This window comes from Rhodococcus (subgen. Prescottella) equi, from assembly GCF_003013675.1.
Lineage (GTDB): Bacteria > Actinomycetota > Actinomycetes > Mycobacteriales > Mycobacteriaceae > Prescottella > Prescottella equi.
Map to the genome: position 1 here is coordinate 2,917,456 of NZ_CP027793.1, position 18,047 is coordinate 2,935,502.

Genomic DNA, 18,047 nt, shown 5'->3' on the forward strand with positions numbered 1-18,047 from the left:
TCGGGTCCGACGGGAAGCGTGCCGTCAGCGCGACGGCTTGGGGCACGACGGATGCGCACCCGCCGTCACGAGATCCGACACGGCGGCACGCGGATCGCCGCTGGTGACCAACCCCTCCCCGACCAGGACCGCGTCGGCACCGGCACCGGCGTACGCCAGCAGGTCCGCGGTACCACGAACGCCTGACTCGGCGATCTTCACGAGGTCCGTCGGCAGGCCCGGGGCGATGCGCCCGAACGTGTCCATGTCGACCTCGAGCGTCTTGAGGTTGCGGGCGTTGATGCCGATGACGCTGGCGCCGGCCTCGAGCGCGCGGTCGGCCTCTTCCTCGGTGTGGACCTCGACGAGCGCGGTCATCCCCAGCGACTCGGTACGGTCCAGCAGAGACGCGAGAACGTGCTGCTCGAGCGCGGCGACGATCAGCAGGATCACGTCCGCGCCGTGCGCGCGCGCCTCGTGGATCTGGTACGGCCCGACGATGAAGTCCTTGCGCAGGACCGGAATGTTCACGGCCTTGCGGACAGCGTCGAGATCGGCGAGCGAGCCGTGGAAACGCCGCTCCTCGGTGAGCACGCTGATCATCCGCGCCCCGCCGGCCTCGTATGCCGCTGCCAGCACCGCGGGGTCCGGGATGTCGGCGAGGGCGCCCTTCGACGGGCTCGCCCGCTTCACCTCGGCGATGACGCCGATTCCGGGCGCGCGCAGAGCGGCGGCCGCGTCGAGCGCCGGAGGGGCGGCAGCGGCCGCGGCCTTCACGGCAGAGAGGTCGAGAACGGCTTCACGGGCGGCGACGTCGGCGCGCACTCCGTCGAGAATCGAGTCGAGAACGGTCATCGTGGCCCGAGTCCTTTCCGGCATGTCAACCGATGTGAGGAAACTCATCGGCTCTTGACTCAGCCTAGAGGTCGCAGTTATTCGGACTCCGAGCGGGTACCCGAGGGCCCGGTGTCCTTGGTCACATCCGGTGCCGCAGGGCTTGACTCACCTGCAGCGGAGGCGCGATCGCCCCCGTCGACGGTCGGGTCCTCACCTGCGTCGAGCGCGTCCCACAGCATGCGCTGGGTCGGCGGCTCGTTCTCCGCATGCGAGGCGCCCCGCTTGGCGGTGGCCTCCCGCCGCGCCGCCGGACTGTCGTACTTCGACGAGAGTCCTCCTGCCGCAGACGGTTTCCGGATCAGAACGAACGCGGCACCGAAGGCGACGACGGACCCCACCAGCACCAACAGCGCCGGGGCGGTGGCCACCTCGGTCGCGGTGACCTGAGTCGCAACACGTTCGAAACCCGCGATGTCGGAGGCCTTCTCGTCGGAAGCGCCGCCGACGAGCAACCCGACGGCCGGTATCGCGGCGACCACCGCGACGACGGCGACCAGGAGCCCGACCACCCGCAACAACCATCCGCGCACCGCGAAGGCGGCCGCGATCGCAGCGATCAGCGCGAGAGCGAGAGGCGTCGTGGCGGCAGCCCAGGTGCCGCCGTCGAGTTCGGTGATGCGCTCCTCGCCGAGTCCGTCCGCGGACGTCACCGTCACCCACGTCATCCGGGAGGACGCCCACAGGCACAGCGCCGCGACGGCGAGCAGCAACGCCGCCACCCCGGTTGCCCGCTTGCTGCGCGAAGCGGGGTTCGCGGTCTTCTTCTCACTCAACGCCGTTCACCTCCGAAGCGCCCCCGAAGGGCCGCAGCGTCTGCGCGGCGGCGACGGCACTGAGCGCCGACATCGCCTTGTTCCGCGCCTCCATGTCCTCGTACACCGGATCCGAATCGGCGACCACGCCGGCGCCCGCCTGCACGTATGCCGTGCCGTCCTTGATCAACGCCGTGCGGATCGCGATCGCGGTGTCCGCGTCACCGGCGAAGTCGAGGTAGCCGACGATGCCGCCGTAGATGCCGCGCCGTGTCGGCTCGAGTTCGTCGATGAGTTCCATCGCGCGCACCTTCGGTGCGCCGGACAGCGTCCCGGCGGGGAAGCAGGCGGTGACCGCATCGAGCGCGTGCCTGCCCTCGGACAGCCGTCCGGTCACCGTCGACACGAGATGCATGACGTGGCTGTACCGCTCGATGTGCCGATAGTCGTGCACCTTGACGGTTCCCGGCTCGCACACCCGGCCGAGATCGTTGCGCCCGAGGTCCACGAGCATCAGGTGCTCGGAGTTCTCCTTCTCGTCGGCGAGAAGGTCCTTCTCGAGCAGGATGTCGTCCTCCTCGGTGGCACCGCGCCACCGGGTGCCCGCGATCGGGTGCGTCGTCGCGACGCCTTCCTTGACCGTGACGAGCGCCTCCGGGCTGGAGCCGACGATCGAGAAGGCCGTCTCCCCCTCCGGTCCGGGCACCTGCAACAGGTACATGTACGGGCTCGGGTTCGACGCCCGCAGCATCCGGTAGACGTCGATCGGCTCTGCGGTGCAATCCATCTCGAAGCGCTGCGAGAGCACCACCTGGAACGCCTCGCCCGCCTCGATCTCGTCGATCAGCCGGCGCACGTCCGCCCCGAAGCTCTCGGTGGTCCGCTGGCGGCGGTACACGGGCTCCGGCCGCGCGAAGGTGGACACGGTCGACGGGGCGGGCGCCGCCAGCGCCGCCGTCATCCGATCCAACCGCGCGAGCGCATCGTCGTAGGCCTCGTCGACGCGCTCGTCGGATCCGTCCCAGTTGACCGCGTTCGCGATGAGAGTGATCGCGCCCTCGTGGTGGTCGACCGCCGCGAGGTCCGTCGCGAGCAGCATCACCATCTCGGGGATCTGCAGGTCGTCCACCGCGTGGTCCGGCAGCCGCTCGAGCCGTCGGACGGCGTCGTATCCCAGGAAGCCGACCATGCCGCCGGTCAGCGGCGGCAGGTCCGGCAGACGCTCACTGCGCAGCAGTTCGAGGGTACGGCCGAGCGCGACCAGCGGATCGCCGCCGGACGGCGCTCCGGCCGGAACGTTGCCGAACCACGAGGCCTCGCCGTCGCGCACAGTGAGGGCGGCGGGACTACCCGCCCCGATGAACGACCAGCGCGACCAGGACCGGCCGTTCTCTGCCGACTCCAGCAGGAACGTGCCCGGGCGGCTGCCCGCCAACTTGGCGTAGGCGGACAGCGGGGTCTCGGCGTCCGCCAGCACCTTGCGGATGACGGGGACCACGCGATGCTCCGCCGCCAGCGACCGGAACTGCTCGCGGGTGGTGGTCGAATCGTGCCGTGGCCCCCGGCCCGGAACGGCCGAGGGAGCTGCTGGGATGGTGGTGGACTCGCCGCGCATGCACCCATCATCCCAGCAACACCGATCGCTGCCGCGGTCGCGGGTAGCGTCGGCGCCCATGAAGCCCGGAGAGCGCGCGCCCGAATTCGACCTTCCCGACCAGGACGGCATCCGCCGCACGCTGGCTTCACTGCTCGCAGACGGACCGCTCGTGCTGTTCTTCTATCCCGCGGCGTCCACTCCGGTGTGTACGGCCGAGGCGTGCCACTTCCGTGATCTGGCACGCGAGTTCGCCGCGGCCGGCGCGTCCGTGGCGGGTATCAGCCGCGACGCCGTCGAGAAGCAGGCGAGTTTCGCCCGCGCGCAGGCGTTCGACTACCCGCTGCTCGCCGACGTCGACGGCACCGTCGCCGAGCAGTTCGGTGTCCGGCGAGGACTGCTCGGCCGGATCACCCCGGTCAAACGCAGCACGTTCGTCATCGACACCGACCGGACGGTGCTCGAGGTGATCTCCAGCGAGCTGCGCGCCAACCTCCACGCGGACCGCGCGCTCGAGTTCCTGCGCAGCCGGGCCTGATCCGGCGTCAGACCACCTGGAAGGAACGCTTTGCCAGGCCCATCCAGAAGCCGTCGATCACCTGGTCGGCGCTCTGTTCCGGATCGCTCGACGCACCGAGGGTGACGAACAGCGGCGCGAAGTGCTCGATCGTCGGGTGGGCGTACGGCATGCCGGGGGCCTGGGCACGGAAGTCGATCAACGCGTCGACGTCCCCGGCCGCCAGCCTCTCCGCCGCCCACGCGTCGAATTCCGCCGACCATCCGGGCGCCACGGCGTCGGGCGACGGATCGCGCAGGAACGGCAGACCGTGCGTCGTGAAACCGGATCCGACGATCAGCACCCCTTGCTCGCGCAGCGGACGCAGCCGCCGTCCTAGTTCGAGTAGGCGCACCGGATCGAGGGTGGGCATCGACATCTGCAGCACCGGGATGTCCGCGTCGGGATACATGACGGTGAGCGGCACGTACGCACCGTGGTCGAGACCGCGGTCGGGCTGGTGGTGAACCGGTTCGTCGTCGGGCATGAGTGCGGCGACCTGACGGGCCAGGTCGGGTGCGCCCGGCGACCGGTAGGTCACCTCGTAGAAGCGGCGCGGGAAGCCCCCGAAGTCGTACACGAGCGGTGTCCCGGTTGCAGTGGCACCGATCGTGAGCGGCGCCGACTCCCAGTGCGCGGAGATCACGAGGATCGTCGTCGGGCGCGGCAGATCGGTGGACCACCGGGACAGCTCGTCGACCCACTGCGCGCTGTCCACCAGCGGGGGTGCGCCGTGGCTGAGGAAGATGGCCGGCATTTCGCTCACGAGAACTCCTTTGTTGAAGCTTCAACCTAACATGTTGTTCAACTTTCCCCGCTCGACCTCTGTTCCCCGCTCACGCGCCGGCGGTGCCGGTTTGGCACGCTGGTACCCGAGATCGACCTCTTCAGTGATCGGAGAAACGACCCGATGGGCGCGCAACAGAGCACCGAGACTCCCTGGCTCACCGGAGCACAGCAGGAGGCGTGGCGGACGCTCGTCTCCCTCGTGACCCGGCTGCCCGCGGCGCTCGACACCCAGCTGCAGCGCGACTCCGAGCTGACCCACTTCGAGTACTTCGTGCTCGCGGTGCTCTCGGAGGCGCCCGACCGGCGCCTGCGCCTGTCCGAACTCGCGTTCCAGGCCAACGCGTCGTTGTCACGGCTGTCCCATGTCGTGACCCGGCTCGAGAAGCGTGGGTGGGCTCGGCGCGAGACGGTGGCGGGCACGCGCGGGGCGTTCGCGGTCCTCACCGACGAGGGCTACGACAAGGTGGTCGAGGCCGCACCCGGGCATGTCGCCACCGTTCAGGCGCTGGTCTTCGAGGGCTTGGACGACAAGCAGGTCATGCAGCTGTCGACCCTGGGCAAGGCACTCGTCGATCAGCTCGACCGGGGCATCGCGGCCGGCACCGGCAAGGCCTAGCCGCATGGCGGCGGAGCCGGCATCCTCCGGCCCGTCCGCGTGGGGCGGGATGCTCACGCTGACACCCGGCGCCGTCCTCTATCGAGGCCCCGGAGGCAACGCCGATCTGCACGCGCACCATGCCGTGCAGGTCCTGATCACGCTGGACGAGCCGTTCGTCCTCGAATTCGCGGACAGCAGTCTCGAGGCCTCTGCCGCAGTCGTGCCGAGCGGTCTCCCCCACCGGCTGCGGTGCACGTCCCGCGATGCGCTCCTGATGCTGGTCGAGCCGCTGGGGCCCCGCGGCCGCGGGCTCGGCGCGGCGGGATCACGCAGCCGGGGCCAGGAGCATGCGCACACCCTCGCCCGCATCGCGACCGAGCGTGTGCGTGAGCCGAGCGCCACGGCCACGATCGACCACCTGCTCGGAGCGATCACCTCGGAGGGACCGCCGCGATCCCGCGCGCTGTCCCGACCGGTGCGCTCGGCGGTGCAGTATCTCGAACGCAACGCCGGGACGCGGCCGACGCTCACCGGTGCGGCCGCCGAAGCGCACCTGTCCCCCTCGCGGCTGACACACCTCTTCACCCAGGAGGTGGGAATCCCGTTCCGCCGCTACGGGCTGTGGGTGCGCCTGCGTGCGGTCGCCGAACACGTCGCGGCCGGATCCGACCTCACCCGTGCGGCGGTCGCGGCCGGCTTCAGTGACTCCGCGCATTTGAGCCGGGTGTTCAAGAGGAACTTCGGCCTCACTCCGTCGGCACTGCTGGGAATGACGGTCGACCGCGACGCGTGGCCCACGGGCGGACCGACGGGGGCGGACCCCGCGTAGAAGATCAGCCGCAACGTTCAAGCCGCCCCACCGTCGCCTCTCCTACGTTCGAGGCATGGACGTTCACCTGCGACCCACCGACATCCTCGACTACGAGCGGGAACCACTTCGAGCGCTGATCGGATCGCGCGGATGGCGCGAACTGCCGTACGCGGCGCGCATCGGCGCGGTGTACGACTTCGTCAGGGACGAAATCGAATTCGGATACAACGCATCCGACGCGATCCCGGCGTCCCGGGTGCTCGCCGACGGGTACGGCCAGTGCAACACCAAGACCACCCTGTTGATGGCACTCCTCCGCGCCGTCGGAGTGCCCTGCCGATTCCACGGGGCGACCATCGACAAGCGTCTGCAGAAGGGCGTCGTCGAAGGCGCGCTGTACCGCATGGCACCCCGAAACATCCTGCACAGTTGGACCGAGGTGTGGTTCGACGACCGCTGGGTCGATCTCGAGGGAGTCATCCTCGATGCCGACTACCTGGCGGGCCTGCGCAACACCGTGGCGTCCACCGGGGCATTTCTCGGCTACGGGGCCGGGACCGACGACATCGCCGACCCGCCCGTGGCGTGGGTCGGCACCGACACCGCCATTCAGAAGACCGGCGTGAACGGCGATTTCGGTACGTTCGACGATCCCGACGACTTCTACCGAGCGCACGGCACCAACCTGACCGGCGTGCGAAAGTTCCTGTATCAGAGGATCATTCGTCACGTCATGAACCGCAGGGTCGCCTCGATCCGCGGGTGTGCGATCACCCCAGCGGTTCGCCGCCGACGCCCCAGTGCTCGCGCGGAACCTCGGTGATCGTCACCCACACCGACGACGCGTTCTTTCCGGTCGCCTCGGCATAGGCCTTGGTGACGGCGGCGATGGTCTCGCGCTTCTGTTCGGCGGACAGGCCGGGCGTCTGACTGATCTGAATCAGGGGCATGCCGCCATTGTCGCCGCAATCGCTTCCGTCCCGCCCGTCGGGGCGCCACCACCACGCCCGCGCGCCGGGAGCCGAGACGACCGGGGTCGATCGGAGCGGCCTCTCGACTCCATTTCGTCAACACTGTTGACAACATTTCGTCAACACTGTTGACTGGTTCTCATCGAGTTCGACCGATCGGAAGACCTGCCACCCGGTGCGCCACGAGGCAGAAGTGATCGCCCCGATCACCGGTCCGGGGCACACGGCCGACGCCGATCGCCAGTTCCCAGCTCGAACTCATTCGTAGAAAGGGCGCAAGAATGAACCGACTTTCCGGCAAGAAGATCGTCATCACCGGAGCTGCAAGTGGAATCGGGCAGGCCGCGGCGAAGTTGATGGTCGCCGAGGGCGCACACGTTCTGATCGCCGACCTCGACCGGGAGGCCGCCGAAAGTGCCGCCGCCACCATCGGCCGGTCCGAGTCCGGTGGGCGAGCAATCGGGACAGAGGTGGACGTGATGGACGCCGAGTCGATCCGCACGATGATCGACCACGCGGTCGCAGAATTCAGTGGAATCGATGTTCTGTGCAATCACGTCGGCGGCAGCAACCCGCGCAAGGACCTCGACCTGCTGCGACTCGACCTCGACGAGTGGGATCGTACGATGGCGCTCAACGCCCGCAGCACCGTTGTCGCGTCACAGTTGGCGCTGCCTCACATGATCGCGGCGGGCGGTGGTTCGATCATCAACACCGTGTCCGTCGGCGGACTCTCCGGCGACACTCTCCAGTGCGCCTACGGAGCGGCGAAGGCAGCCGTCATCCGTCTCACCCAGTACATCGCCACCCAGTACGGAAAGCAGGGCGTTCGCTGCAACGCCGTCGCGCCCGGGGCGGTGATGACACCGGCGCTCCGGGACAACCTTCCGGCGAACGTCATCGACGACATTCGTCAGCACAACGCCCTCGACATGATCGGTGACCCTGACGACATCGGATGGGCAATGGTCTATCTCGCGTCCGACGAATCCCGGTACATGAGCGGCCAGACCCTCGTGCTCGACGGTGGACTCACCGCGCAGAGTCCGATTGCCGCGAGTCGCCGAGTGCTGCTCGACTCCTGACGGCCCCGGCTGCGGCGGTTGCCGCCGACGCTACGGGTCGGCACAGAACCGACCGGGCGGCGCGGACGATCGTGCTGCGGTCGTACGTGACGACGTAGTCGAACTCACGCTTGCCGTCGGGTCCCCCGGTGTGCAGATCCAGAGCGGAGAGTGCACACGCGAACCGGGCTCCGATGACGATCACGTTCCATTCGTCGATCAGAGGATCGTGTGGGTGCAGCCGATACCGATGGATCCCCAGATCGCTTGCCGGCGAGAACTGTTCGCCGTACGCCGCCGTGAACGAAATGGTGCGGGCGAGGTCCGACCATCGGCGCTCGGTGGACGCGGGAAAGTGATGCAGCCGCTGGAAGGTTCCGACGGCGACGACCTCACTGCCGGCCGATCGCGCCTGCTCCTCCAACTGTGTGCTCATCTCGACGAGGAGACCCTTGACGCTTCGAATCCGTTCGCGTCCGGGAGAAATGAGGGAGAACGGGGTGCTGCCGACCGGGACGGGGTCCACCTGCCAGGTCGGGCCCGCGAGCAGCGGTCGGGGCCGAGTGCTGCGCATCGGATCGGGAGTTCTGTTCAGGGATTCGAACTTCCGGCCCGAGCCGTGGCGGATCCCGAGAGCGAGAGCGTGCTCGCAGTCGCGGTCGGTGTCGATACCGTCGGCGACCACGACCGCGTTGCTGCGCTCGACGACCGCGGCGAGGGCCTGAGCCAGAGCGATCGGATCGCTGTCCGCACCGTTCGACAAACCCCCCGCTCCGACCACGATCACATCCGGCTCGATCAAAGGCAGTAAGCCGAGGGCTCGCGGGTGCGACCCGACGCCGCTGAGAGCGATGAGATCGCCCTCGGCGCGGGCACGGTCGATCAGTCCGAGGACCGGCGTGGGATCGCCGTCCAGCAATCCGGGTGTCACAACCGACACACGGGAGACGGCCGCGGCCCTGTTCGCGCTCCGGCGAGTGATGGGAACGAAAACCGGAAGCGCCCGGCGCTCGACGTCCGATGGAAACAGGTCAATGCAGTCGGCGTCCTCGCCGTTCCACACCACGGCCACACACTCGCCGTCTTCGAGCTGACAGATCGGAACCACCAACTGCGCACCCGACGACTGACCCATCGCAGCAGAATAGGTCAGTTCCCCGGACACCCGCGTGTGCGTCAGTCGGTGAACCGCTCCAGGACGGCGTGCGCGCAACGCGTCACGGTGCGGCGATCGTAGGAGACCACATACTCGAACTCGCGTTCGCTGTCGACCGTGCCTTTGTGCAGGTCCCGGGCGGCCAGCACACAGCAGAAGTGCGATCCGAGGACGACGACGTTCCATTCGTCGACCAGTCGGTCGGTGTGGTCGAGCGGCGCGTGATGGACGTTGAAGTCGATCATCGGCTGAATGCCCACTCCGTATATCCCGGTGTAGGCCACTTGCGACGCAAGATGAGCCCAGCGGCGCCTGGAACCGGGAGTGAAATGATCGGCGTGCTGGAACGTACCCAACACGATGGTGTCCTGGCCGGCCGAAGCGGCCTGCATCTCGAGCATCTTGCTCATCGATACCAACAGTCGCTTGAGGCTGCGCGTCGTCCGGCGACCGGGTGCAGCGATGGTGAAGGGCGTCGAACGCCCGTCCGACGCGCCCTCGGGCCGGGAGCGCGGTCCCGGATCGAAGTCACCGTGACCCGCGACCGATGCGGCTGTCGCAGGAGGGAACGAGCCGATCCCGAACCGCGCTCCGACGCCGAGCGCGCGGCGCCGCTGCAGGTCGCTGTCGACGCCGCGCGCGATCACCAGGGCATCGGTTCGCTCGCGGTAGGCCGCGACTGCATGCGCTGCCCGTGCCGTCAACGCGTGAGCGGGGCGTGAAACGAGGTCGGCCGACGTGATGATCACGTCCGGCTCGACCAGGGACAAGAGCGCCAGCGACTGCGGGCGCTCACCCACCTCGTCCACGGCGATCGCCAATCCCATGGAACGAGCCGCCGCGATGTATCCGAGTGCCCGTGCCGGATGCGCCATGACGGCGTCCTCGGTCACGGTTGCGATGAGGCGCACACCGTCGTCGACTCCCGCCAGGTTCGCACTCACAGCGATCTCCACGTCCAGTAGAGCCAGCTGCGGTACGGCGGCCTCCTCCTCCGCATACGCCCGCGCCGCGGCCAGGGTGATTTCGTCGAGCAGACCCGTCTCACCCATCGAGCGCGCAGTGGCCCGTAGGACACCGGGAGCCGCGAAGGCAGAATCCTCGGCGCCGCGGAGCTGAAGCTCCACAGCGGTCAGGGCGGCGGTGTCCAGGCAGCGGACGGGAGCGCGGTGCACACGGAGCGGGATGCCATGGAACGCGGGGGCAGAGCCCGCCGAGGCGGGTTCCGGTGCAGTTGTCTCCATCGGCCCACCATGCCAGACGCCCGGTCCAGAACCTTTCAGCACCTAATTCATATCGATTCGATAACCTTGCATAACGTTTCGGTATCGTTGGACGACCATCGCTATTTCGGCGGTTTCCGCAGCTCAATACGCACTACACGGGGTCTACGCTCGCCGCATGACAGCAATCGGAGACAGCCCAACTGCGGACACTGCTCCCTCCGTGCCCGTTTCGTTATACGAACTCGCGACGGCACCCGTCACGACCACGAGGCGCGCGGAGCGCACACTGCGGGTGCCGACGGCGGCGTATCTGTCTTCGCTCTATCGCGACGAAGTCGATGCACTCGCCATTGCGACGTGCAGACCGACCTCCGTGGTTCGTCGCGGCACCGGGTTCCTCCTGTGCGTGGAGTTCGAGTTCGACCGGTTCCTCCTCGCCACCAACTCTCCGCTCGGCACCCTCGAATCCAGCCCTCGACGTACAGAGCCCCCGCGATGGGTAGTGCAGTTCTTCGCTCGCGACGACGGCAACGAACGGTTCCTGGTGGAGGCCGCGAACGAATGGCTGATCGACGCATTCGACGAGGCCCTGATCCGGGTCTGCCGGCAGGGACACTGGGTGCGGGCCGATTTGAAGTACGGGCACCTGACAGCGCCGCGCGAGGCCGCGACGGCCTAGTTCGACAGGTGCGCGGCGCGGTCGGGCCGAGGTGTCACGGGCCGAGGTGTCACGGGCCGAGGTGTCACGGGCAGGCCGGTGTGACGATGTCGTAGATCCGTTCGGCCTGATCCTGCGAGGGTTCGGTTCCCTTGTTGGCCGCCAGCACACGGATCTTCTCGGTGACCTGCTCCTCGCTGACCCCGTTCGCCAGGTCGTTGCAGGACGCGATGACGATGTTCTCGATGCTGTCGTCGTCCCGGTCCTCGGAGAGATCCGAGTACCCGCTCCGAAATGCGACCACGAACGCATCGAGCTTCGCCTGATCGAACGTGCCCAGCTGGTCGGTCGATGTGACCGATGTGGGGGTCGATTCTTCGCTCTCCGTCTCGGTGGTCGCGGGCATCTCCATCGACGTCTGCATCGTGGTGTCGGTGTTGTCGTCGTTGCCGTCTCCGCACCCCGCCAACGGCAGCACGGCGCCGGCACCCACCAGAGCGGTGGCGATGATCTTCTTCATGCGACTTGCCTCTCTCTTCGGCTATTCGGAAGTTGGAGTGGAGGGAGCGAACTGCTGCTCGAACAGGCGAGCGGCCTCCTCGAGCACGGATCGATGGATTCGGGCCAGCGGACGGAACTGGGCGACCAGCGGTTCGAGATCCAGGCTGTGTCCGATGACGGTGCCGGTGAGCAACCAGGGAAACCGATCCGGCTCCGAGCCCTGCTCGGCGGGCACTTGTTCGACGAGGCCGCAGCAACGGTGCAGCCGGCGCGCGATCCATTCCTCGACAGTCCGCGGCCACCACGGTTCGAGGGACAGTGGTGTGACGGTCAGGCCCGGCATGTCGATGTCCGACTCCCGGTCTCGGCTCCGACAATCTGCGGCATCGCGTTCGGGGCCGGCGGAGTAGCGCAGGAAGATGCCGTGTGTGGACGCCGTGAGGGCGACCAGCTCGGCCAACGTGGTGATCGTGACGAGCTGCGCCCCCGGCGGCTCTCGATTCGAGACCGCGCCGGTCACGAGTAGGTCCTCCGGACTCTCGATCGCACGAAGCTCCTCCGATGCTCGCATCCGTCTCGACGACGGCGGGCACGGTCCGTGTACCCGGGCGGACGCGCGGCCAACCATGCCGGGCACGTTTCACTTCTCGGCACCTCGGGAATACACCGTCTGTTCCGATCGGTCCCGAGCAGCACCCGGAGAGGCAGACATGAAATTCGAGGCGCACTGGGAGACCACCGCTTCTCCCGACAAGGTGTGGGAGGTACTCGCCGACGGCTGGCGGTATCCGGGCTGGGTGGTCGGCGCGTCCCGAATGCGGGCCGTGGACCCCGCCTGGCCCGCCCCCGGTGCGCGCATCCACCATTCGGTCGGATTGTGGCCGTTCCTCATCGACGACCACACCGAGGTTCTCGAGGAGGATCCGGGGAAGTCACTGACCCTTCTGGCCCGCGCGAAGGCCTTCGGCCGCGCCCGGATCGAAATCCAGGTCCGTCCCCGCCCCGACGGGGTGGGCACCGTCATCGAGATGGGCGAGCATCTCGCCTCCCCTCCCATGTCGTGGTTTCCGCAGAGCGTGGTCGAACTGGCGGCGGTGCCGCGCAACCGGGAGTGCATCCGCCGGTTGGCACTGCTCGCGGAGGGCCCCGCCCATCCGCGCGACGGCTCGACCGCACCGAGGCTCGGGTGATCGGATGACGGAGAAGGCGGATGCAATCGTCGTCGGCGCCGGACCCAACGGACTGGTCGCCGCGATCACCCTCGCGGATCGAGGATGGGACGTGCTGGTCCTCGAGGCCGAACCGACACCGGGAGGAGCCGTGCGTTCCGGTGATCTCCACCCCGGATACCGCTACGACCGGTTCAGTGCGTTCTATCCCCTCAGCGCGGTATCGCCCGCGTTCGCCGAGCTGGACCTGGACCGGCACGGGTTGTCGTGGAGTCGAGCTCCCATCGCGGTGGCCCATCCGCTGGACGCCGAGGACTCGAACGCGCCCGCCGTCCTTCCCGAGGCCGCGGACACCGCAGCCGCACTGGAGCGGTTCCGCAGCGGCGACGGGGAACGGTGGCTCGAGCTGTACCGGACGTGGGAGCGCATCCGCGAGCCCCTGCTGGACACCCTGTTCGGCCCGTTTCCCCCGCTGAAGGGGCCGGTGAAGCTACTGCGCGAGCTGGGCTCGGCGGAGGCGCTGCGCATCGCCCGGTTCCTGTTGTTGCCGGCGAACCGGATGGGGCAGGAACTGTTCGCCGGCGAGGCGGCGAAGGTCCTGCTCCTCGGCAATGCACTGCACGCCGACGTGCCACCCGACGCCCCGATCAGCGGGGCGATGGGATTCCTGTTAGGGATGCTGGCGCAGGACGTGGGTTTCCCGGTCCCCGTGGGTGGTGCGGGCGCGCTCACCGACGCCCTGGTGCGCCGACTGGAATCGGCGGGCGGCCGGGTGGAATGCGACAGTCGCGTCGACGCCGTAACCGTGCAGGGCGGCGCGGCAACGGGGGTTCGCCTGTCCGACGGCCGGACGTTCGGGGCTCGTCGCGCCGTCCTCGCGGACGTGTCGGCGCCCGCGCTCTACGAGCGGCTGCTGCCGCAGGACGTCGTGCCTGCGAACGTGCGCGCCGCGCTCGCGAACTTCGAGTGGGACACCCCGGTGGTGAAGGTGAACTACGCTCTGCGCGAGCCGATTCCGTGGCAGGCCGACTCGGTCCGCCGCGCCGGCACCGTGCATGTGGGCGGCGATACCACCAGGCTCGCGAAGTGGCACACGCAGCTGGCGGCCGGCGAGCTCCCCGAGCACCCGTTCCTGCTGGTGGGCCAGATGACGACCGCCGATCCGACCCGCTCGCCGGACGGCACGGAAAGCGCATGGGCGTACACGCACCTCCCGCGGGGCGTGGCCGACGACGCCAGCGCGGACAAGATCGCCGAGCGCACCGACGAACAGCTCGAGCGTTTCGCTCCCGGCTTCGGTTCGAACATCGTCGCGCGAAGCGTCCAACGGCCGTCGGATCTCGAACGCGCCGACGCGAACCTGGTGAACGGCGCTGTCAACGGCGGAACCGCCCAGTTGCACCAGCAACTGATCTTCCGTCCCGTTCCCGGGTCGTCGCGGCCGGAGACTCCCGTGAAGAACCTGTTCCTGGCCAGCGCGTCGGCGCACCCCGGTGGCGGCGTGCACGGCGTGTGCGGCCTCAACGCGGCCCGGGCCGCCCTTGCCCGGCACGGCATCGGGGCGCCGGTCCGGCGAAGCGTGAACCGCGTCGTGGCGGACGTCGTGTGGCGTTCCGCGAAACGAGGGTGACGATGCGGATCGCGATCACCGGCGCCACCGGGAACCTCGGCACGGCCCTGTTGCAGGCGTTGCGGGAGGACGGCAACCACGAGATCGTCGGAATCGCGCGGCGGAGGCCTCCGGACGAGCCCCCGTACGCCGGCGTGGCCTGGCACACCGTGGACGTCGCCGCCCCCGACGCCGCCGAGCAACTCGCACTCCCGTTCGCGGATGCCGACGCCGTCGTCCACCTCGCGTGGGGTTTCCAGCCCACCCATCGACGCCACTACCTGCGGGCGACCGGGGTCGACGGGACACGCGCCGTGCTCGCGGCCGCAGCGACGGGCGGCGCCGGGCACGTCGTGCACATGTCCTCCTCCGCCGTCTACGCGCCGGGCTCGTACGGGCGGCCCGTCGACGAGTCGTGGCCCACCACCGGTGTGCGGTCCTCGGTCTACAGCCGGGACAAGGTGGCCGCCGAGGACGTCGTCCGCCGCCATGTCGATTCCGGCGCCGGCCCGTCCGTGACGGTCCTGCGCGCCGGCCTGATCGGTCAGTACCGCGCGGGAAACCAGTTGCTGCACTACATTCTTCCCGACTGGGTGCCCGCCGGCGTTCTGCGCCTCGCGCCCGTGGTGCCGATCGACCGGGGCATGTGCATCCCGGCGGTGCACGCCGAAGAGGCGGCGCGGGCGATCGTCCTCGCGACCCGGCAGCGGAAATCCGGGATCTACAACATCGCGTCCGACGTCCCGGCGACGGGCGCCGACGTCCTTGCCGGACTCTCGGTCCATGGTCTGCACGTCCCGTCCCGACTGCTGCGGGCGGCCGCCCAGGTGACGTGGCGGCTGCACCTGCAACCCGTCGACGGAGGCTGGATCGACCTGGCGTACTCGACTCCGCTCGTGGACCCCGCCCGCGCCCGCGACGAGTTGGGTTGGGTCGCGCACACCGAGGGACCGGATGTCGTCCGCGAACTGGCCGAGGGGATGGTCGATCGCGCGGGCACCGGCAGCCCCGTCCTCGAGGACCGCTCGGTGCTCACGCGGCTGACGTCGGCCCTGCGGCGAGGCGAGGTCGGCACCAGGAAACCGACGTGACGGTCAGTCCATCCGCCTGGACGCCGGCTGCGCGTTGCGCGTCTCCATCGGCGGGAGGAAACCGCCGATGACGATCATCGCGACCGCGAGCCCCAGGTGGAGCCAGTTGTCGGCGTCGTTGACCGGAAGGAAGTTCGCCGCGTCGTCACGGTTGATCGACACACCGTAGATCCACACCGCGAAGTAGACCACGCCTCCGGCGATCAGGTAAGTCCGCGCCATTTGCATGCTCCGGGCCATCACGATTCCGGCCACACCGAACGCAAGATGGATGATGTTGTGCAGGACGGAAACTTCGAAGATTCCGAGCAGCTTCGCATCGGAGTGGTGGCCGGCCCACGTCATCGTGTCGTAGTCGGTCGTGATCCCGGGGATGAAGCCCGCGATTCCGACGACGAGGAACACGACACCGAAGACCAGCGCCACCACCTCGGTGGCCGAGCGCTTGCGAGCCGACGTCGGCCGAGTGTCGCTGGACATGTCGTACCCCTTCCTGTTCGGGTCCGAGCGGGGTACCCCGCGATCGCGGCGGTCAACCCCCGGCGGGCGGGGAAATCCGCTCACGGACATCGAGCGTGTGGCATACCCAGCGAATGGGTACCCGACGTCCACGGAGGGGCGGACGGCGAGCACGGACATCGAGGAGGCAGCCATGACGCAGCGACCGGGCGAACATCTGGAGGAGGAACCACAGTCGGAGCGGGGCGCGCCGGGCTCCCGCGATACCGGGGCCGAGGAGCCGAGTGCAGGCGACCACCGGCGCGAGGGCGCCTTCGAGGACGAGTCGACGATCTCGTCGGGCGAACCGGGGTGGCAGCGGCCCGCGGATGCCGGCGGACACGGCGCGTCCTCCGACGAGGCCGCGATACCGCCGTACGACGATCGCCAGCAGGAGGCCAAGTCCCCCGAGCACATGCGTGCACGCGCCGGCGATCCCGACGGCGCCGGGCAGGCACAGAAGAGCGGCGTGCAACACGAACGACCGTCCGAGTCCGACCCCGGGGTCGGACCGGCACACCAGGGTGGTACCCGCCGGGGCGAGGACCATCCCCCGGAGACCACGCACCCGGAGAAGTAGCGCCGCGAACCGGCGCGGCAGCGAAGCACTGGAACGCCGAGGAGGATCAGCAGATGGAAATACTCGTCATCGTCGCACTCGTGGTGATCGTCGCCGCGATCAACGTGCGCTGGTGGTATCGCAGGCGCCAGGGCAACTCGCCCACCCCGGAAGCCGGTACCGCCGAGGGCAAGACCCGGCAGATGAACGACGTGCACCGGGAGCGCCGCAACGGCGAATCGTAAGTCTGCCGCGCTCACGGCCTGCCGATCCCGCGGTAGGAGAAGCCACAGGCCTCCAGAGCCGCGGGATCGAGCAGGTTTCGCGCATCGATGACGAGCGGCCGCTGCACTTCTCGCGCCGCGGCGCGCCAGTCGACGGTCCGGAACTCGGGCCATTCGGTGAGGACCACCACGGCCGACGCGCTCTTCACCGCCGCCGCCGGTTCGTCGACCACCTGGAACTCGCCGTCCGCGTCCACGGCCGATGCCCGCCCCGAGCCGCATGCCGGGTCGTACGCGGTCACGATCGCGCCGCGGACACACAGTTCGTGGACGACCGCCAGCGCGGGCGACTCCCGCACGTCGCCGGTGCCGGCCTTGAAGGTCAGACCGAGGACCCCTATCCGATATCCGGCCAGGGATGCCGCCGGTTCCCCCGTGAGCTCGCGGACGATGTCGGCCACCAGCCGGCGGCGATGGCGGGTGTTCGACCGCACCGCCGCCCGCACGGTGTCCAGCACCACCCCCGCCCGCCGCCCGGCGTCGAGCATGCCGCAGGTGTCCTTGGGCAGGCAGGATCCACCCCACCCCGGACCGGGCGCGAGGAACGCACCTCCGATTCGCGGATCCGCCGCCATCACCGCGGTCACCTCGGTCACGTCGGCGCCCACCGCCGAGCACAGGTCGGCGAGTTCGTTGGTGTACGACGCCTTGACCGCGAGGAAGCTGTTGCACGCGTACTTCGCGAGTTCGGCGCTCGCCCAGTCCGTGCGGAAGATCGGCGCGGGAACCGACCGGTACAGCGACGTGACGGCGTCGACGGCGGCGCTGTCGGCGCCACCGACCACGATCCGTTCGGGCCGCAGGAAGTCCGCCACCGAACGGCCTTCGCGGAGGAACTCGGGATTGCTGACCACGTCGATACGGCCGCGGCCGAGTGAATCCTGCAGTGTGCGAGCGCTTCCCGGCGGGACGGTGGATTTCACCGCCAGCACCACCGGTCCCGCGATCTCGCGGGCGATGCGTCGGGACACCGATGTCACGCTCGCCAGGTCGGGTGCGCCGTCCCGGCCGGAGGGCGTGGGCAGGCAGAGAACCACGACACCGCACGAGGTGAGTGCACCGAGTTCGGTGTCGAAACACACCGTCCCGCCGCGTAATCCGGCGTGCACGAGCTCGGCGAGACGCGGCTCGAGAATGTCGACCACACCCCGCCGTAACCGCTCGACTCGGGTCGCATCGCTGTCCACACACCGCACCGAGTGGCCCAGGTGCGACAGACAGGCCGCCGTCGTCAGCCCCACGTACCCGGCCCCCACTACGCCCACCGGACCTGCGGACATCGCGC

General features: G+C 69.1%; 22 protein-coding genes. 11 read left to right on the forward strand and 11 right to left on the reverse strand.

The annotated features are described in order from the left end of the window. Positions 1 to 24 precede the first annotated feature (24 nt). The 3 genes from trpC to C7H75_RS13610 all read right to left on the reverse strand — a co-directional run bounded on the left by trpC (position 25) and on the right by C7H75_RS13610 (position 3,243). Entirely contained in the window at positions 25 to 834 is an 810-nt protein-coding gene (trpC, locus tag C7H75_RS13600; RefSeq protein ID WP_013416178.1) for an indole-3-glycerol phosphate synthase TrpC, read from the reverse strand. Positions 835 to 911: 77 nt separating this feature from the next. Continuing rightward, entirely contained in the window at positions 912 to 1,649 is a 738-nt protein-coding gene (locus C7H75_RS13605; protein WP_022596230.1) for a TIGR02234 family membrane protein, read from the reverse strand. Beyond that, positions 1,642 to 3,243 (reverse strand): anthranilate synthase component I, encoded by a 1,602-nt coding sequence (locus tag C7H75_RS13610; RefSeq protein ID WP_175278647.1) that lies wholly within the window; start codon positions 3,241 to 3,243, stop codon positions 1,642 to 1,644. The genes C7H75_RS13605 and C7H75_RS13610 overlap by 8 nt, the downstream gene beginning before the upstream one ends. Before the next feature lie 58 nt (positions 3,244 to 3,301). On the opposite strand from C7H75_RS13610, the gene C7H75_RS13615 reads away from it, so the two are divergent. Then, a complete protein-coding gene (locus C7H75_RS13615; protein WP_069856878.1) occupies positions 3,302 to 3,760 on the forward strand; it encodes a peroxiredoxin in 459 nt (152 codons plus the stop codon). Positions 3,761 to 3,767: 7 nt separating this feature from the next. Here C7H75_RS13615 and C7H75_RS13620 read toward each other — a convergent pair whose 3' ends face one another. Further along, a complete protein-coding gene (locus C7H75_RS13620) occupies positions 3,768 to 4,535 on the reverse strand; it encodes a dioxygenase family protein (protein WP_084844999.1) in 768 nt (255 codons plus the stop codon). Between the two features lie 153 nt (positions 4,536 to 4,688). On the opposite strand from C7H75_RS13620, the gene C7H75_RS13625 reads away from it, so the two are divergent. The 3 genes from C7H75_RS13625 to C7H75_RS13635 are packed head-to-tail and all read left to right on the forward strand — an operon-like array spanning position 4,689 to position 6,799. Further along, positions 4,689 to 5,183, forward strand: coding sequence for a MarR family winged helix-turn-helix transcriptional regulator (locus tag C7H75_RS13625; protein ID WP_005512859.1), 495 nt, complete (start codon positions 4,689 to 4,691; stop codon positions 5,181 to 5,183). A gap of 4 nt (positions 5,184 to 5,187) precedes the next feature. Then, positions 5,188 to 5,994 carry a helix-turn-helix transcriptional regulator gene (locus tag C7H75_RS13630; RefSeq protein WP_084847112.1) on the forward strand — a complete coding sequence of 269 codons (807 nt, stop codon included), beginning with the start codon at positions 5,188 to 5,190 and terminating at the stop codon, positions 5,992 to 5,994. A 55-nt stretch (positions 5,995 to 6,049) separates the two neighbouring features. After that, entirely contained in the window at positions 6,050 to 6,799 is a 750-nt protein-coding gene (locus C7H75_RS13635; protein WP_084847113.1) for a transglutaminase-like domain-containing protein, read from the forward strand. Here the strand turns inward: C7H75_RS13635 and C7H75_RS13640 are convergent. After that, positions 6,747 to 6,926: a tautomerase family protein gene (locus C7H75_RS13640; protein WP_005512856.1), complete on the reverse strand. Its 180-nt coding sequence runs from the start codon at positions 6,924 to 6,926 to the stop codon at positions 6,747 to 6,749. The two genes, C7H75_RS13635 and C7H75_RS13640, sit on opposite strands and share 53 nt — an antisense overlap. Before the next feature lie 302 nt (positions 6,927 to 7,228). On the opposite strand from C7H75_RS13640, the gene C7H75_RS13645 reads away from it, so the two are divergent. Continuing rightward, on the forward strand, positions 7,229 to 8,032 hold the full coding sequence (locus C7H75_RS13645) for an SDR family NAD(P)-dependent oxidoreductase (protein ID WP_084847114.1): 804 nt from the start codon (positions 7,229 to 7,231) through the stop codon (positions 8,030 to 8,032). On the opposite strand, the gene C7H75_RS13650 is transcribed toward C7H75_RS13645, so the two are convergent. Continuing rightward, positions 7,980 to 9,146 carry a DICT sensory domain-containing protein gene (locus C7H75_RS13650; RefSeq protein WP_084847502.1) on the reverse strand — a complete coding sequence of 389 codons (1,167 nt, stop codon included), beginning with the start codon at positions 9,144 to 9,146 and terminating at the stop codon, positions 7,980 to 7,982. The two genes, C7H75_RS13645 and C7H75_RS13650, sit on opposite strands and share 53 nt — an antisense overlap. 41 nt (positions 9,147 to 9,187) lie before the next feature. After that, the gene (locus C7H75_RS13655; RefSeq protein WP_084847115.1) at positions 9,188 to 10,411 is read right to left on the reverse strand and encodes a DICT sensory domain-containing protein; all 1,224 of its coding nucleotides are present in this window, start codon (positions 10,409 to 10,411) and stop codon (positions 9,188 to 9,190) included. Between the two features lie 157 nt (positions 10,412 to 10,568). Here C7H75_RS13655 and C7H75_RS13660 point away from each other — a divergent pair, with 157 nt between their 5' ends. Beyond that, positions 10,569 to 11,072: a hypothetical protein gene (locus C7H75_RS13660; RefSeq protein ID WP_233281762.1), complete on the forward strand. Its 504-nt coding sequence runs from the start codon at positions 10,569 to 10,571 to the stop codon at positions 11,070 to 11,072. Positions 11,073 to 11,136: 64 nt separating this feature from the next. Here the strand turns inward: C7H75_RS13660 and C7H75_RS13665 are convergent, their stop codons facing one another. Both C7H75_RS13665 and C7H75_RS13670 read right to left on the reverse strand, forming a co-directional pair. Next, complete coding sequence (locus C7H75_RS13665; RefSeq protein WP_005512848.1) at positions 11,137 to 11,571, reverse strand: hypothetical protein; 435 nt, start codon at positions 11,569 to 11,571, stop codon at positions 11,137 to 11,139. A 21-nt stretch (positions 11,572 to 11,592) separates the two neighbouring features. Continuing rightward, positions 11,593 to 12,072 carry a DUF6098 family protein gene (locus C7H75_RS13670; protein ID WP_005512847.1) on the reverse strand — a complete coding sequence of 160 codons (480 nt, stop codon included), beginning with the start codon at positions 12,070 to 12,072 and terminating at the stop codon, positions 11,593 to 11,595. Positions 12,073 to 12,262: 190 nt separating this feature from the next. On the opposite strand from C7H75_RS13670, the gene C7H75_RS13675 reads away from it, so the two are divergent. The 3 genes from C7H75_RS13675 to C7H75_RS13685 are packed head-to-tail and all read left to right on the forward strand — an operon-like array spanning position 12,263 to position 15,421. Then, complete coding sequence (locus C7H75_RS13675; protein WP_022596242.1) at positions 12,263 to 12,742, forward strand: SRPBCC family protein; 480 nt, start codon at positions 12,263 to 12,265, stop codon at positions 12,740 to 12,742. 4 nt (positions 12,743 to 12,746) lie between these two features. Then, complete coding sequence (locus tag C7H75_RS13680; protein WP_084845006.1) at positions 12,747 to 14,351, forward strand: phytoene desaturase family protein; 1,605 nt, start codon at positions 12,747 to 12,749, stop codon at positions 14,349 to 14,351. A 2-nt stretch (positions 14,352 to 14,353) separates the two neighbouring features. Continuing rightward, entirely contained in the window at positions 14,354 to 15,421 is a 1,068-nt protein-coding gene (locus tag C7H75_RS13685; protein WP_069856415.1) for an NAD-dependent epimerase/dehydratase family protein, read from the forward strand. 3 nt (positions 15,422 to 15,424) lie between these two features. Here the strand turns inward: C7H75_RS13685 and C7H75_RS13690 are convergent, their stop codons facing one another. Continuing rightward, positions 15,425 to 15,901: a DUF4383 domain-containing protein gene (locus C7H75_RS13690; protein WP_106851460.1), complete on the reverse strand. Its 477-nt coding sequence runs from the start codon at positions 15,899 to 15,901 to the stop codon at positions 15,425 to 15,427. Between the two features lie 172 nt (positions 15,902 to 16,073). Here C7H75_RS13690 and C7H75_RS13695 point away from each other — a divergent pair, with 172 nt between their 5' ends. Both C7H75_RS13695 and C7H75_RS25970 read left to right on the forward strand, forming a co-directional pair. After that, the gene (locus tag C7H75_RS13695; protein WP_013416192.1) at positions 16,074 to 16,499 is read left to right on the forward strand and encodes a hypothetical protein; all 426 of its coding nucleotides are present in this window, start codon (positions 16,074 to 16,076) and stop codon (positions 16,497 to 16,499) included. Positions 16,500 to 16,552: 53 nt separating this feature from the next. Then, a complete protein-coding gene (locus C7H75_RS25970) occupies positions 16,553 to 16,723 on the forward strand; it encodes a hypothetical protein (protein ID WP_169819085.1) in 171 nt (56 codons plus the stop codon). Positions 16,724 to 16,734: 11 nt separating this feature from the next. Here the strand turns inward: C7H75_RS25970 and C7H75_RS13700 are convergent, their stop codons facing one another. Then, positions 16,735 to 18,042 (reverse strand): UDP-glucose dehydrogenase family protein, encoded by a 1,308-nt coding sequence (locus C7H75_RS13700; protein ID WP_084847504.1) that lies wholly within the window; start codon positions 18,040 to 18,042, stop codon positions 16,735 to 16,737. Positions 18,043 to 18,047: the final 5 nt, after the last annotated feature.

Excerpts from the sequence above, each read along its gene's own strand:
- C7H75_RS13655 (WP_084847115.1), bottom strand. The coding sequence starts at position 10,411 with ATGGAGACAACTGCACCGGAACCCGCCTCGGCGGGCTCTGCCCCCGCG.
- C7H75_RS13635 (WP_084847113.1), top strand. The coding sequence starts at position 6,050 with ATGGACGTTCACCTGCGACCCACCGACATCCTCGACTACGAGCGGGAA.
- C7H75_RS13700 (WP_084847504.1), bottom strand. The coding sequence starts at position 18,042 with ATGTCCGCAGGTCCGGTGGGCGTAGTGGGGGCCGGGTACGTGGGGCTG.
- C7H75_RS13620 (WP_084844999.1), bottom strand. The coding sequence starts at position 4,535 with ATGCCGGCCATCTTCCTCAGCCACGGCGCACCCCCGCTGGTGGACAGC.
- C7H75_RS13690 (WP_106851460.1), bottom strand. The coding sequence starts at position 15,901 with ATGTCCAGCGACACTCGGCCGACGTCGGCTCGCAAGCGCTCGGCCACC.
- C7H75_RS13640 (WP_005512856.1), bottom strand. The coding sequence starts at position 6,926 with ATGCCCCTGATTCAGATCAGTCAGACGCCCGGCCTGTCCGCCGAACAG.
- C7H75_RS13630 (WP_084847112.1), top strand. The coding sequence starts at position 5,188 with ATGGCGGCGGAGCCGGCATCCTCCGGCCCGTCCGCGTGGGGCGGGATG.
- C7H75_RS13685 (WP_069856415.1), top strand. The coding sequence starts at position 14,354 with ATGCGGATCGCGATCACCGGCGCCACCGGGAACCTCGGCACGGCCCTG.
- C7H75_RS13665 (WP_005512848.1), bottom strand. The coding sequence starts at position 11,571 with ATGAAGAAGATCATCGCCACCGCTCTGGTGGGTGCCGGCGCCGTGCTG.
- C7H75_RS13615 (WP_069856878.1), top strand. The coding sequence starts at position 3,302 with ATGAAGCCCGGAGAGCGCGCGCCCGAATTCGACCTTCCCGACCAGGAC.
- C7H75_RS13645 (WP_084847114.1), top strand. The coding sequence starts at position 7,229 with ATGAACCGACTTTCCGGCAAGAAGATCGTCATCACCGGAGCTGCAAGT.
- C7H75_RS13650 (WP_084847502.1), bottom strand. The coding sequence starts at position 9,146 with ATGGGTCAGTCGTCGGGTGCGCAGTTGGTGGTTCCGATCTGTCAGCTC.
- C7H75_RS13680 (WP_084845006.1), top strand. The coding sequence starts at position 12,747 with ATGACGGAGAAGGCGGATGCAATCGTCGTCGGCGCCGGACCCAACGGA.
- C7H75_RS13625 (WP_005512859.1), top strand. The coding sequence starts at position 4,689 with ATGGGCGCGCAACAGAGCACCGAGACTCCCTGGCTCACCGGAGCACAG.
- C7H75_RS25970 (WP_169819085.1), top strand. The coding sequence starts at position 16,553 with ATGGAAATACTCGTCATCGTCGCACTCGTGGTGATCGTCGCCGCGATC.
- C7H75_RS13660 (WP_233281762.1), top strand. The coding sequence starts at position 10,569 with ATGACAGCAATCGGAGACAGCCCAACTGCGGACACTGCTCCCTCCGTG.
- C7H75_RS13610 (WP_175278647.1), bottom strand. The coding sequence starts at position 3,243 with ATGCGCGGCGAGTCCACCACCATCCCAGCAGCTCCCTCGGCCGTTCCG.
- C7H75_RS13675 (WP_022596242.1), top strand. The coding sequence starts at position 12,263 with ATGAAATTCGAGGCGCACTGGGAGACCACCGCTTCTCCCGACAAGGTG.
- C7H75_RS13695 (WP_013416192.1), top strand. The coding sequence starts at position 16,074 with ATGACGCAGCGACCGGGCGAACATCTGGAGGAGGAACCACAGTCGGAG.
- trpC (WP_013416178.1), bottom strand. The coding sequence starts at position 834 with ATGACCGTTCTCGACTCGATTCTCGACGGAGTGCGCGCCGACGTCGCC.